This window comes from Kitasatospora sp. NPDC058243 (assembly GCF_042882025.1).
Taxonomy (GTDB): Bacteria; Actinomycetota; Actinomycetes; order Streptomycetales; family Streptomycetaceae; genus Kitasatospora.
Genome location: NZ_JBHVWW010000088.1, coordinates 19,954 through 31,794, shown reverse-complemented (window position 1 = coordinate 31,794; position 11,841 = coordinate 19,954). Strand labels below are relative to the sequence as shown.

The window sequence follows — 11,841 nt, the reverse complement described above, 5'->3', positions numbered from 1 at the left end:
CCGCGTTGTCGTCGGTCGCCGATGGCCCCCAGCCTCCGGCCGGGAGGTGCCCCCACCGCATGGACTCCCTCCTCCGCCTTGCGATGCACGCACCCAGACGCCACACGCCGATCCGACGCGAATTGTCAGACATGCCCTGGCTTCCCCGTCCGGAACCCCGCATTGCCGTGTTCCTGCCAGTTTCGACCGGCAGGGTCGGGCCCCTCCTGTCGCGACGCCTTCGGGGCCACCCTCGGTGCTCCCCGACCTGTCAGTGGAGGAGTCTGATGAAGCGTCAATTCGGCAGATTCATCGTGTTGTTGGCCGCACTGGTGCTCGGCACCGGCGCGCTGGTGCTGCCCGCCGCCGCCTCGCCCGCACCCTCGGCGCCGTCGCCGGGCGTGGTCGGCGGCACGCGGGCGGCGCAGGGCGAGTTCCCGTTCGTGGTGCGGCTCTCGATGGGCTGCGGCGGCGCGCTCTACACCCCGCAGATCGTGCTCACCGCCGCCCACTGCGTCAACGGCACCGGTGCCGACACCAGCATCACCGCGACCGCCGGCGCGGTCGACCTGCGCAGCGGCAGCGCGGTCAAGGTCCGCTCGACGTACGTGTACCAGGCGCCCGGCTTCTCCGGCGCGGAGAGCGGCGACGACTGGGCGCTGATCAAGCTGGCCTCGCCGGTCGGCGGCAGCCAGGTGAGCACGCTGCCGACCACCGACTCCACCGCCTACGACAGCGGCACCTTCACCATCATGGGCTGGGGCGCCGCGACCGAGGGCGGCGCGCAGCAGCGCTACCTGCTCAAGGCCACCGTGCCGTTCGTCGACGACGCCGCCTGCGCCAACGCCTACCCGGGCCTGAACAGCGCGGCCTCGCTCTGCGCGGGCTACGTCGACCAGGGCGGCGTCGACACCTGCCAGGGCGACTCCGGCGGGCCGATGGTCCACCGGGACGCGGCCGGCCGCTGGGTCCAGGTCGGCATCGTCAGCTGGGGCAACGGCTGCGCCCGGCCCGGCTACCCGGGCGTCTACACCAAGGTCAGCACCTACGCGGCCGACATCGCCTCGGCGGCGGCCGGGCTCTGACGCCGACCGCCGAAGAACCGAAGAACGAAGAACCGAAGAGCCGGAGCGCCCGGAGAATCCCCACCGGGCGCTCCGGCGCGTCCGCCGTCAGCGGTCAGCGGTCAGCGGTCAGCGGTCAGCGGTCAGCCGTCAGCCGTCAGCCGTCAGCCGTCCGCCGGGGGCCGGTGCGCCGTCGAGCCGCCCAGCCAGGCCCGGGCCCGGCGCCGCTCGTAGGCGATCCGGCCGGTGGCGTCCGGCGGCAGCCGGGAGAGGACGGCGGCCGCGGCCTCGTGGCGCCCGGCCCGGGCGTACGCCCCGGCGAGGCGGCCGGCGACCAGGGCGTGGTCGTGCGGGTGGGCGGCCTGGTCCAGGCGCCCCAGGGCGGCGCCCAGGTGGGCCACCGCCGCGTGCGCGTGGGCGGTGCGGCCGGTGCGGACGGCGAGGTCCCGGTGGCAGGTGCCGTGGGCGACGCCCAGCACCAGGGCCGCTCGGGCGGCCCCGGGCACCGGCTCGCCGGCCCGCAGGGCGGCCTCGGTCAGCCGTTCGGCGTCCGCCATCGCCCGCCACGTCTCGGGCGCCGCGCCGGCCAGCGCGTGGGCGTGCGCCTGGGCGAGGGCGGCCCAGGCCCGCAGGCCGGGCAGGGTGCGGGCGGTGGCGTGGGCGGCCTCGGCCAGGGCGAGCGCGGTGGCCGGGTCGCCGCTCCACCAGTGCAGGGTGCTCTGCCGGGCGAGCAGGGCGGCCGCGGTCGGCTGGTCGTCGGCGGCGCGGGCCCATTCCAGTCCGGCCGCGTACCAGCCGAGCGCGCGGGTGCGGCGGTCCCCCTCGAAGTGGGCCCAGCCCGCGAGTTCGGCGTAGCGGGCGGCGAGCGAGCGGACGGCGGGGGCGGTTTCGCGCGGGGCGGCGTGCTGCCAGGCGGCCAGGGTGCGGGCGTGGTGTTCGAGGACGGTGGCCAGCTGTTCGCCGCCGGTGTGGGCGGCGGCCGCGCGGTAGACGTCGAGCAGGTGGCCGAGCACGGCGAAGGTGGCGGCGTCCGGTCGGCCCGTCGGGGGCCCTGTGCCGCTCTCGCCGAGGGGCGGCAGGGCGGGGGCGGCGAGTTCGCCGAGGTGTTCCCGCTCCTGCCGGACGGGCTGCCACAGGGCGGCCAACTCGCCTCCGGTGAGCAGGAGTTCGTCGGCCCGGGCGGGGAGCCCCGGCGGTGGCCAGCGGCGGGCGTTCTCCACTCGGCTGATCAGTGAGTTGTGGTAGCCGAGCAGGCGGCCGAGTTCGGCCTGGCTGAGTCCGCGGGCCTCGCGCCAGTGGCGCAGCCGGTGGCCGAAGCGCAGGCGCGCGGACGCGGGGGCGGGGAGGGGTGGCAAGGGGTCTCCCGGGGGGTGGGGGAGCGCTCGTGGGGGAGCGCCATGCCCAGGTATCCCCCTTGACGTGCCATTGTCAAACTGTGGTTCGTGTCCGGCGAACGGCACCGGGCCCGGGAGCCTCCGCAACGGCTCCCGGACCCGGCACTGTCGCGCGGCGCGGACGGGTCAGGACCCCGCCGCCACCGCGGCCCGCCGCCGTCGGCCCACCACGGCCGAGGCCGCGAGCACGATCGCCGCGGCGACCAGCGACAGGTACATCTGCTTGCGCCCGTCGGCGTCGGTGAACATGTACGCCACCACGAACCCGATCATGCCGATGGCCGTCCAGGTCAGGTAGGGGTACAGCCACATGCGGACGGTCAGCCGCTCGGGAGCCTCCCGCTCGATGATCCGGCGCATCCGCAGCTGGGAGAAGCAGATCACCAGCCAGACGAACAGCGCAACCGCGCCGGAGGAGTTGAGCAGGAACGCGAACACCGTGTCCGGCGAGGTGTAGTTGAAGAACACCGCGACGAAGCCGAAGACCACCGAGGACAGGATGGCCACCCGCGGCACGCCCCGCTTGGTCACGGTCGCGAAGGCCTTGGGCGCGTCCCCGCGCTGGCCGAGCGAGAAGGCCATCCGGGAGGCCGTGTACATCCCGGAGTTGAGGCAGGACAGCACGGCCGTCAGCACGATCACGTTCATCACCTGGCCGGCGCCCGGGATGCCCACGTGCTCCAGCACCGCCACGTACGGGCTGCCCTTGACGGCGTCCGAGTCCCACGGCAGCAGGGTGACCACGAGCAGGATCGAGCCCAGGTAGAAGATCCCGATGCGCCAGATCACGCTGTTGGTGGCCTTGCTGACCGCGCGCTCCGGGTCCTCCGACTCGCCCGCGGCCAGGGTGACGATCTCGCTGCCCATGAAGGCGAAGACCACCGTGAGCATGCCGGTGAACACCGCGCCCACGCCGTGCGGCAGGAAGCCGCCGTGGCCGGTCAGATTGCTGGTGCCGACCGCGTGGGTGCCGGGCAGCACGCCGAAGACGGCGAGCGTGGCGATCACCAGGAACGCGGCGATCGCCACCACCTTGATCCCGGCGAACCAGAACTCGAACTCGCCGTAGGAGGCGACCGAGAACAGGTTGGTGGCGGTCAGCACCGCCATCACGAGCAGCGCGAACGCCCACTGCGGCACGCCGGGCATCCAGGCGTTGAGGATCTTCGCGCCGGCGGTGGCCTCCACCGCGAGCACCACGACCCAGAAGAACCAGTAGAGCCAGCCGATGGTGAACCCGGCCCAGCGGCCGAGCGCGCGGTCCGCGTACGCCGAGAACGAGCCGCTCTGCGGGTCGGCCGCCGCCATCTCGCCGAGCATCCGCATCACCAGCACGACCAGCACACCGGCCAGCGTGTAGGAGAGCAGGATGCCCGGCCCGGTGGAGGCGATGCCCGCGCCGGAGCCGACGAACAGGCCGGCGCCGATCACCCCGCCGATGGCGATCATCGACAGGTGGCGGTTCTTGAGCCCCGCCTTCAGATGGCCCTCGCCGCCGTGCCCGGGCGGCCCGGCCTGCTGGGGGACCTGGGCGGCTGCCGCAGGCCTGGTGGTGTCCGCACTCATCAGATGAGCCCTGTGCCTTTCCAGCGCGCGGCGCGACCCTCGGCTCGTTGCGCCGGAGGGTGGGGGACGGACCCGCGCATTGCGGTGCAACCTAACTTCTACGGCCGAGTATCGGAACAGAGCATCCGTAAATGTTCGGTAACCGGACATAAAAAGCCAGGTCAGAGCGGGTGGAAAAGGGGTGCGAAAAGCTCAAATCTGACGCACCGCCAATGCGTCGGCGGCGCTCGGGGCCCGGTCGGAGCCCTGTCGCGGCTCACGGCCCGCGCAGGTCCAGCACGGTGATCCGCGCCGCGTCCGCGGGCCGGCCGGTCAGCCGCGCCGCCAGGATCCGGGGGATGTCGCCCTCCTGCGAGTACCCGGGAACCACCTCGACCTCCGCCCGCCGCACGCCGGCCTCGCCCCGCACCGCGTACACCACCCGGTACACGGTCCGCTCCGGCGGCGGCGCTGCGCCCTGCCCACGGCTCCGGACGGTCATCGGCATCGACCTCCTCGGCTCATTGTCGGCCCGGTGTGGCCGATCGGGGCAAACCCAGGCACAGTGGGATTCTCGGCACGCTCCGGGAAGGAGCGACCCCCATGCAGACCACCTGGAAGGGGACGATCAGCTTCGGGCTGGTCAGCATCCCCGTCCACCTCTACTCGGCCACCCAGGAGCACGACGTCCCGCTGCACCAGGTGCACGCCAAGGACGGCGGACGGGTGCGGATGAAGCGGTACTGCGAGCGGGAGGAGAAGGAAGTCCCGTACGCGGAGATCGCCAAGGGCTACGAGTCCCCCGACGGCCGGACCGTCACGCTCACCGACGAGGACCTCGCCGACCTGCCGCTGCCCAGCAAGAAGATCATCGACGTGCTGGCCTTCGTGGACGCCGGCGAGATCGACCCGCTGATGTTCTCCAAGGCCTACTACGTGGGCGTCGCCGACCAGGCCGCCGCCAAGCCGTACGCCCTGCTGCGCGACGCGCTCACCGCGTCCGGGCAGATCGCCGTCACCAAGATCGCGCTGCGCACCCGGGAATCCCCGGCGGTGCTGCGGGTGCACGACGGCACGCTGGTGCTCCAGACCTGCATCTGGCCCGACGAGGTCCGCCCCGCGGCCGGCATCGCGCCCGAGGGGGACGTCACCGTCCGGCCGCAGGAGCTGAAGATGGCGCGGTCGCTGATGGACACCCTCTCCGAGGACTTCGACCTCGCCCAGTTGCACGACGACTACCAGCAGGCGCTCCAGCAGGTGATCACGGCCCGGTTGGAGGGCGTCGAGCTCCCGCACGAGGAGGATCCGGGCGAGGCGCCCGACAACGTGATCGACCTGATGGAGGCGCTGCGCAGCAGCCTCAAGCGGGCCAAGGGCGGGCGGGGGCACGCCGCCGGGCCCGACGCGGGGCCCGACACGGACGAACCGGAGGACGAGCAGCCCGCGACCCGCAAGCGCGCCCCGGCGAAGAAGCCCGCCGCCGGGAAGGCGGCCTCGGCGAAGAGGACTGCCCCGGCGAAGAAGACCACGACCGCAAAGTCCGCGACCGGAAAGGCCGTGGCGGGAAGGACCGCGACCGGAAAGTCCACGGCTCCGCGCAAGGCCTCCTGAGCCCCGCGGATCCGGCAGCCCCCCGAGAACCGGAGGCGATCCCGATGGACCTGCTGACCTACAAGGAACTCGACACCGACACCGACACCGACCCCGAGGCCCCGCCGCAGCGCCGGAGCCCGGCGCAGCGGGCCTGGCACTGGCTGCTGAGCCTCAACCCGACCGCCGTGGTGGTCATGGTCGCGCTCTCGCTCGGCCTGGGCATGGTCGCTGCCCAGGTGAGCTGGCTGCCGATGCTGGTGCTGATGGCCATCGTCTGGGGAGCGACCGTCCTCGCCCTGGTCGGCGTGGTCGCCCGCTGGATGACGCCCGGCCGGGGCAGGCACCGGGTGGCGTCCTGACCCGGCCGGGTCCGAGCCGGGCTCGGTTCGTGCCTGCGGATCCGGGGGTGCTCAGCCGATCCACACCGTGGTGATGTTGCAGAACTCCCGGATCCCGTGCCCGGACAGCTCCCGGCCGAACCCGGAGCGCTTGACGCCGCCGAACGGCAGCGCCGGGTGGGAGGCGGTCATCCCGTTGAAGAACACCCCGCCGGCCTGGATGTCGCGGACGAAGCGCTCCTGCTCGCCCTCGTCCCGGGTCCAGACGTTGGAACTGAGCCCGAACGGCGTGTTGTTGGCGAGCGCCACCGCCTCGTCCAGGTCGGCGACCCGGTAGACCGTGGCGACCGGGCCGAAGGTCTCCTCCTGGTGGATCCGCATGGCCGGGGTGATGCCGGTCAGCACCGTCGGCTCGTAGAAGTAGCCGGTGTCCCAGCCCTCCGGGCGTCCGCCGCCGCACTCGACCCGGGCGCCGTGGGTGCGGGCGTCCTCGACCAGCTCCTCCAGGTCGTCCCGGCCCTGGCGGCTGGCCAGCGGGCCGACGTCGGTCGCCTCCTCCATCGGGTCGCCGACGCGCAGCGCCCGCATCGCCTCGGTGAAGGCGGCGGTGAAGCGGTCGTACACGTCGGTGTGCACGATGAAGCGCTTGGCGGCGATGCAGGACTGCCCGTTGTTCTGCGCCCGGGCCCGGACGGCGGTGCGCACCGCCGCGTCCAGGTCGGCGCTGGGCAGCACCACGAAGGGGTCGCTGCCGCCCAGTTCCAGGACGGCCTTCTTCACCTCGTCGGCGGCGGTGGCGGCGACCGCCCGCCCGGCGGGCTCGCTGCCGGTGAGTGTGACCGCGGCCACCCGGCGGTCCCGGATCACGCCCTCGACCGCGCCCGAACCGATCAGCAGGGTCTGGAAGCAGCCCTCCGGGAAGCCGGCCCGGCGGAACAGCTCCTCCAGCGCCAGCGCCGTCCGGGGCACGTTGGAGGCGTGCTTGAGCAGGCCGACGTTGCCCGCCATCAGGGCCGGCGCGGCGAACCGGACCACCTGCCAGAACGGGAAGTTCCACGGCATCACGGCCAGCACCGCCCCGAGCGGGCGGTAGCGGACGTAGGCGCGGGCGGCGCCGGAGTCGGCGACGTCGGCCGGGGCCGGGTGCTCGTCGGCGAGCAGTTCCTCGGCGCGGTCGGCGTACCAGCGCATCGCCGTGGCGCACTTGGCGGCCTCGGCCCGGGAGGCGGTGAGCGGCTTGCCCATCTCCTCGGTCATCGTGCGGGCGATCGCCTCCCGGTCCTGGTCCAGCAGGTCGGCGGCCCGGCGCAGCAGGTCGGCGCGGGCGGCGAAGGGGGTGGTGCGGTAGCCGTGGAACGCGGCCTCGGCGCGGGCCAGCCGCTGCTCGATGCCGGCCGCGTCGAGCGGTTCGAAGGTCTCCAGGATCTCGCCGGTCGCGGGGTTGACGCTGGCGATGGGCATGCGGGGCTCCCAGGGGGGTCGGGGTCCGGTGCGTCTGCGCCTCTCACCCTCCCCGAAGGCCCGCCCGGGGCACGCCACCACCGCCCGGCGTGTCCCGCCGGGCGGTGGTGGCGCGGGCACGTCTACTCGGGCAGCGACTCCACCCGGGCCGCCGCCTCGCGGGCCCGGGCGCCGGCCCTGGTCCGCCCGGCCGTCACCAGCCGGCCGGGAAAGCGGTGCAGGTACTCGGCCTCCAGTTGCCCGGTGCGCAGGGTGTGCCGCTTGAGGGCTTCCTCCGAGCCGTACAGGAAGGTCTCGTGGCGCGTGCGGTGCAGCTGTTCCAGCTCGTGCAGGAGCGTGTCGTTGCCCAGGGCGTGCGGGGAGACGCCCGCAGGCCGGATGTGCGGATCCTCGACGTGCCGCATCTGGTACCTCCTCGGCGGAAGCCCCCTCCTCCAGGGTGCCCGCTGCCCCCGGCCGGTGCACCAGTTCGGGTGGCGGGGGGCGTGCCCGTCAGGCCGGTCGTGATCGAACGGATCGTAGGATGAATGCTTCTGGACTCTTCGCTCCCGCCCCCTACAGCTCGGACAGATCCCCCATGCCGCTCCCCAAGGCCGAACTCCACCTCCACATCGAAGGCACCCTGGAGCCCGAACTCGCCTTCGCCCTCGCCGCCCGCAACGCGGTCACGCTGCCCTACGCCGACACCGAGGCGCTGCGGACGGCGTACTCCTTCAGCGACCTGCAGTCCTTCCTGGACCTGTACTACGCGCTGATGGCCGTGCTGCGCACCGAGGAGGACTTCGCCGACCTCGCCGACGCCTACCTCACCCGGGCGGCCGAGGCGGGGGTGCGGCACGCGGAGATCTTCTTCGACCCGCAGGCGCACACCGCGCGCGGCGTGCCGCTCGGCGTGGTGGTCGACGGCCTGACCCGGGCGCTGGCGCGCAGCGAGGAGCGGCACGGGATCAGCACCCAGCTGATCATGTGCTTCCTGCGGGACGAGTCCGCCGAATCCGCGCTGGAGACCTTCGAGGCCGCCCGCCCGTACTTCGACCGGATCGCGGGCATCGGCCTCGACTCGGCCGAGGTCGGCCACCCGCCGGCCAAGTTCCGCGAGGTCTACCGGCGGGCCGCCGAGGCCGGGCTGCGCCGTGTCGCGCACGCGGGCGAGGAGGGCCCGGCGTCCTACATCACCGAGGCGCTGGACGTGCTCGGCGTCGAGCGGATCGACCACGGTCTGCGCTGCCTGGAGGACGGCGAGCTGGTCGCGCGGCTGGTCCGCGAGCAGGTCCCGCTGACGCTCTGCCCGCTCTCCAACGTCCGCCTGCGGTGCATCGACACCCTCGCCGACCACCCGCTGCGCGAGATGCTGGAGGCCGGCCTGCTGGTCACCGTCAACTCGGACGACCCGGCGTACTTCGGCGGCTACGTCGACGACAACTTCCGTGCCGTGCAGCAGGCCCTCGCGCTCGACGAGGAGACCCTGCGCCGGCTCGCCGCGAACTCCTTCCGGGCCTCCTTCATCGATGACGAGCGCCGGGCCGAACTGCTGGCCGAGGTCGAGGAGTTCCGCTTCTAGGTACTGTCCTGGGCGGCGCCTGACGGCCAGCCGCCCGGCCCCGGAGCGTAGGGCCCGGGGCCGGGCGGCCGGGTCTGCCGAACGGTCGGCCGAACGGTCGGCCGAACGGGGTCAGAGCAGGGTGCTCCAGTAGTACCAGAACCGGTTGAGGACCAGCAGGGCGATCACCGCGTACCAGAGCGCCGGGACGACCCAGTGGTAGCGCGCCGCCTCGCGGACGACCGGGCGCAGGGCGCGGCCGGTGGGGATGATCCCGGAGCGCAGGTTGTGCAGGGTGGTGTACCAGAACAGCGGGATCATCGCGGCCCAGACCACCATGCAGTACGGGCAGAGCGCGCCGATCCGGTAGAGCGCCTGGTACATCAGCCAGGTCACGAAGCCGATGCCGAAGACCGTCCCGGCCTGGAGGCCGAGCCAGAACCAGCGCCGGTACGCCGCCCCGGCGAGCAGCCCGGCGCCGATCGCGATGACGACCCCGAAGCCGACCAGGCCGAGCAGCGAGTTGGGGAAGCCGAAGGCCTCGGCCTGGTCGCTGCGCATGATCGAGCCGCAGCTGATGATCGGGTTGATGTTGCAGGAGGGGACGTACGACGGGTCCTTCAGCAGCCGGATCTTGTCCAGGGTGAGGACCGAGGAGGCGAACAGGCCGACCGCGCCGCCGATCAGCAGCAGCCAGGCGAACGGGCGGCTCGCGCCGTACGTCCGCACGGCGGGGGCGGCGGCCGTCATCCGGTCACCTGCTTGACCATCGCGGTGAACTGCTCGGGCGTGGCGGCCTTGCCGCCGGTGAGGACGTCCAGCTTCTTGCCGTCCAGCTTGACGGTCGGGGTGCCGGTGACGTCGCTCTTGTTGAACTCCTCGTTGACCTTGGCCGCCCACGGCGCGTAGGTGCCGTCCTGGACGGCCTTGACGAAGCCGTCGGTCTTCAGCCCGGGGACCTGGCCGGCCAGGTCGAGGAGGTGGTTGACGTCGCCGAAGCCGTCGGTGCGCTCGTCGGGCTGGTTGGCGTAGAGCACGTCGTGGAACTGCTTGAACTTGTCCACGCCCTCGTTGAGCGCGGCGCCGACGGCGGCCAGCGCGGTGCGCGAGCCCTTGCCGCCGAGGTTCTTGTCCAGGAACGTCGCCAGGTGGTACTCGATCTTGTACGTGCCGTCGTCGGCGAGCTGCTGGATGGCCTTGCCGGTGGTGGTCTCCAACTGCTCGCAGAACGGGCAGCGGAAGTCCTCGTAGATCTCCAGGGTGTGCGGGGCGTCGGCCTTGCCGTAGGTGATCACGGTGCCGTCCTGGCCGCCCGTGTTGGCGGGGACGACCAGCGGGCCGCTCGCGGCCGCGTCGGCGGAACCGGAGCCGGAGGAGCCGCCGACGGCGAAGGCCACACCCGCCACGAGGGCGAGCACGGCGGCGGAGGCGCCGCCGACCACGACCCGGCGGCGGATCCGGTCGGAGCGCTCGGCCTGGGCGCGGGCGGCGCGCATGCGATCGGTGGCGTTGGTCTTGGCGGCGGCCTTGCGGGTGTTGCTCATGAGGTGTCGTCCTGTGCTCTCGGGCGTGCGGGGGTGCGGGCGCGCGGGGCGCGCGGCGAGAGGACCGGCCGGGAGCGGCGCCGAGCGGCGCGCGCCTGTCAGCAGGCCAGGGCGAGCGCCGGCGGACCGCGCCGGACGGTCGGGCGGACGACGACGTCCTCGGCCGGGACCAGGGCCCGGCTGGCCCGGGGGAACGGCACCCGCGCCACCGGACGGGCCGGGACGGGCGCGGCGAGCAGCCGCAGCCAGCGGGCGGCGGCCGGCAGGTGCCGGTGCAGGAAGTCGCCCAGCATCCGGACGGTGCGGGCGAGGCCGGCCAGCGCGGCGTCCGCGCGGCGCAGCCAGAACGCGCCGGCCAGCGCGATCGCGGCGTGCAGCAGCAGGAGCAGCAGGACGCCGATCTGCTGGGAGACGCCGTGGCCGAGCAGGAACCCGCCCAGCGAACCGCCGCCGCACAGCAGCGGCTGGAAGCCGCGCGCGGAGCCGGGCGGCAGGGACGGGCAGGCGGTCTGCGCGAAGTCGAACAGTGCGCTGACGCCCAGCTCCAGCGGCAGGAACACCGCCGCGACCGCCGGGTAGCCGCGCTCGCGGCCGGCCAGCGCGTACGCCACCGCGAACACGGCGACGCAGGCCAGGGCCATCGGGCCGGCCGGCAGCGCGCGGCCGGTGACCAGCACCTGGCCGAGCCCGGCGAGCAGCACGACCAGCGCGGCGAAGACCGCCGCGCGGAGCGTCCTGGTGACCGGGCCGATGTCCATGGCATCCGAGTCTGCCATAGGTTGAAAGCGAAACGGTCGGGCCGGAGGTCCGCTGTGAAGAGCCTCACCACCGGCGCTGAGCTGGGCTTATGCGGCTCTTACGCGGGTCGGGCCGCCGGGCTCACCGGGACCTGCCAGCCGTGCTCATCCGGGCCTGCCGGCTGCGCTCACCCGCGTCTGACCGCCGCGCCGACCCGTTCCTCGACCAGTTCCCGGAAGTGCTCCAGGTCGTCCCGTACGGTCCGCTCGATCGCCCCGGCCAGGGCGAAGCCGCGCGGCCCGCCGAACGCCTCGTGCATCGCCTCCGGGTCGTACTCCACCCGGATCTGCAGCCGGGTGTGCCGGGCGTCCAGCGGCAGCAGCGCGAACGCGCCGTGCAGCCGCGGTTCGTCGAGCGTCCGCCAGGACATCACCCGGCCCCGGCCGCGGTCGGTGATCTCGGTGTCCACCGCCCGCTCGGCGCCGTCGACCTCCACCCCGAGGTGCGCCAGGTTCCGTCCGTGCGGGTGGGCGCTGCGGACGCCGTCGACGAACTGCGGGTACTCGTGCACCCGGTGCAGCTGCTCCCAGGCGACGAGGACGGGGACGGCGAGGTCGATCTGTTCCTCAAGGATGCTCATCACGG

Annotated in this window: 13 protein-coding genes; 4 read left to right on the top strand and 9 right to left on the bottom strand. The window is 73.5% G+C overall.

All coding sequences use genetic code 11. The annotated features are described in order from the left end of the window. Nucleotides 1-266: 266 nt before the first annotated feature. Nucleotides 267-1,064, top strand: coding sequence for a trypsin-like serine protease (locus ACFVX9_RS36155; protein WP_063346442.1), 798 nt, complete (start codon nt 267-269; stop codon nt 1,062-1,064). Nucleotides 1,065-1,207: 143 nt separating this feature from the next. Here the strand turns inward: ACFVX9_RS36155 and ACFVX9_RS36150 are convergent, their stop codons facing one another. From ACFVX9_RS36150 to ACFVX9_RS36140, 3 genes are all read right to left on the bottom strand, one after another. Next, nucleotides 1,208-2,398 (bottom strand): helix-turn-helix domain-containing protein, encoded by a 1,191-nt coding sequence (locus ACFVX9_RS36150; protein ID WP_380343018.1) that lies wholly within the window; start codon nt 2,396-2,398, stop codon nt 1,208-1,210. Between the two features lie 165 nt (nt 2,399-2,563). Further along, entirely contained in the window at nt 2,564-4,003 is a 1,440-nt protein-coding gene (locus ACFVX9_RS36145) for an amino acid permease (RefSeq protein WP_063346440.1), read from the bottom strand. Between the two features lie 256 nt (nt 4,004-4,259). Further along, the gene (locus ACFVX9_RS36140; RefSeq protein ID WP_380377289.1) at nt 4,260-4,484 is read right to left on the bottom strand and encodes a hypothetical protein; all 225 of its coding nucleotides are present in this window, start codon (nt 4,482-4,484) and stop codon (nt 4,260-4,262) included. A gap of 101 nt (nt 4,485-4,585) precedes the next feature. Between ACFVX9_RS36140 and ACFVX9_RS36135 the strand changes: the two genes are divergently transcribed. Continuing rightward, the gene (locus ACFVX9_RS36135) at nt 4,586-5,593 is read left to right on the top strand and encodes a Ku protein (RefSeq protein WP_380377288.1); all 1,008 of its coding nucleotides are present in this window, start codon (nt 4,586-4,588) and stop codon (nt 5,591-5,593) included. Between the two features lie 44 nt (nt 5,594-5,637). Beyond that, entirely contained in the window at nt 5,638-5,934 is a 297-nt protein-coding gene (locus ACFVX9_RS36130; protein ID WP_380377287.1) for a hypothetical protein, read from the top strand. A gap of 51 nt (nt 5,935-5,985) precedes the next feature. On the opposite strand, the gene ACFVX9_RS36125 is transcribed toward ACFVX9_RS36130, so the two are convergent. Then, nucleotides 5,986-7,374, bottom strand: coding sequence for an NADP-dependent succinic semialdehyde dehydrogenase (locus tag ACFVX9_RS36125; RefSeq protein WP_380343024.1), 1,389 nt, complete (start codon nt 7,372-7,374; stop codon nt 5,986-5,988). Between the two features lie 122 nt (nt 7,375-7,496). After that, nucleotides 7,497-7,778, bottom strand: a complete 282-nt coding sequence (locus ACFVX9_RS36120) for a DUF6158 family protein (RefSeq protein WP_063346435.1) — start codon at nt 7,776-7,778, stop codon at nt 7,497-7,499. 173 nt (nt 7,779-7,951) lie between these two features. Between ACFVX9_RS36120 and ACFVX9_RS36115 the strand changes: the two genes are divergently transcribed. Then, a complete protein-coding gene (locus ACFVX9_RS36115; protein WP_063346434.1) occupies nt 7,952-8,935 on the top strand; it encodes an adenosine deaminase in 984 nt (327 codons plus the stop codon). 111 nt (nt 8,936-9,046) lie between these two features. On the opposite strand, the gene ACFVX9_RS36110 is transcribed toward ACFVX9_RS36115, so the two are convergent. From ACFVX9_RS36110 to ACFVX9_RS36095, 4 genes are all read right to left on the bottom strand, one after another. Further along, nucleotides 9,047-9,664, bottom strand: coding sequence for a vitamin K epoxide reductase family protein (locus ACFVX9_RS36110; RefSeq protein WP_380377285.1), 618 nt, complete (start codon nt 9,662-9,664; stop codon nt 9,047-9,049). Continuing rightward, nucleotides 9,661-10,458: a DsbA family protein gene (locus ACFVX9_RS36105; RefSeq protein ID WP_380377284.1), complete on the bottom strand. Its 798-nt coding sequence runs from the start codon at nt 10,456-10,458 to the stop codon at nt 9,661-9,663. Before ACFVX9_RS36105 ends, ACFVX9_RS36110 begins: the two co-directional genes overlap by 4 nt. Nucleotides 10,459-10,556: 98 nt before the next feature. Then, on the bottom strand, nt 10,557-11,234 hold the full coding sequence (locus ACFVX9_RS36100) for a hypothetical protein (protein WP_063346431.1): 678 nt from the start codon (nt 11,232-11,234) through the stop codon (nt 10,557-10,559). Nucleotides 11,235-11,383: 149 nt separating this feature from the next. Beyond that, on the bottom strand, nt 11,384-11,836 hold the full coding sequence (locus ACFVX9_RS36095) for an SRPBCC family protein (protein WP_363369629.1): 453 nt from the start codon (nt 11,834-11,836) through the stop codon (nt 11,384-11,386). Nucleotides 11,837-11,841: the final 5 nt, after the last annotated feature.

Coding starts and splice junctions, on each gene's coding strand:
- ACFVX9_RS36155 (WP_063346442.1), top strand. CDS start 267: ATGAAGCGTCAATTCGGCAGATTCATCGTGTTGTTGGCCGCACTGGTG.
- ACFVX9_RS36145 (WP_063346440.1), bottom strand. CDS start 4,003: ATGAGTGCGGACACCACCAGGCCTGCGGCAGCCGCCCAGGTCCCCCAG.
- ACFVX9_RS36140 (WP_380377289.1), bottom strand. CDS start 4,484: ATGACCGTCCGGAGCCGTGGGCAGGGCGCAGCGCCGCCGCCGGAGCGG.
- ACFVX9_RS36135 (WP_380377288.1), top strand. CDS start 4,586: ATGCAGACCACCTGGAAGGGGACGATCAGCTTCGGGCTGGTCAGCATC.
- ACFVX9_RS36130 (WP_380377287.1), top strand. CDS start 5,638: ATGGACCTGCTGACCTACAAGGAACTCGACACCGACACCGACACCGAC.
- ACFVX9_RS36125 (WP_380343024.1), bottom strand. CDS start 7,374: ATGCCCATCGCCAGCGTCAACCCCGCGACCGGCGAGATCCTGGAGACC.
- ACFVX9_RS36120 (WP_063346435.1), bottom strand. CDS start 7,778: ATGCGGCACGTCGAGGATCCGCACATCCGGCCTGCGGGCGTCTCCCCG.
- ACFVX9_RS36115 (WP_063346434.1), top strand. CDS start 7,952: ATGCCGCTCCCCAAGGCCGAACTCCACCTCCACATCGAAGGCACCCTG.
- ACFVX9_RS36110 (WP_380377285.1), bottom strand. CDS start 9,664: ATGACGGCCGCCGCCCCCGCCGTGCGGACGTACGGCGCGAGCCGCCCG.
- ACFVX9_RS36105 (WP_380377284.1), bottom strand. CDS start 10,458: ATGAGCAACACCCGCAAGGCCGCCGCCAAGACCAACGCCACCGATCGC.
- ACFVX9_RS36100 (WP_063346431.1), bottom strand. CDS start 11,234: ATGGCAGACTCGGATGCCATGGACATCGGCCCGGTCACCAGGACGCTC.
- ACFVX9_RS36095 (WP_363369629.1), bottom strand. CDS start 11,836: ATGAGCATCCTTGAGGAACAGATCGACCTCGCCGTCCCCGTCCTCGTC.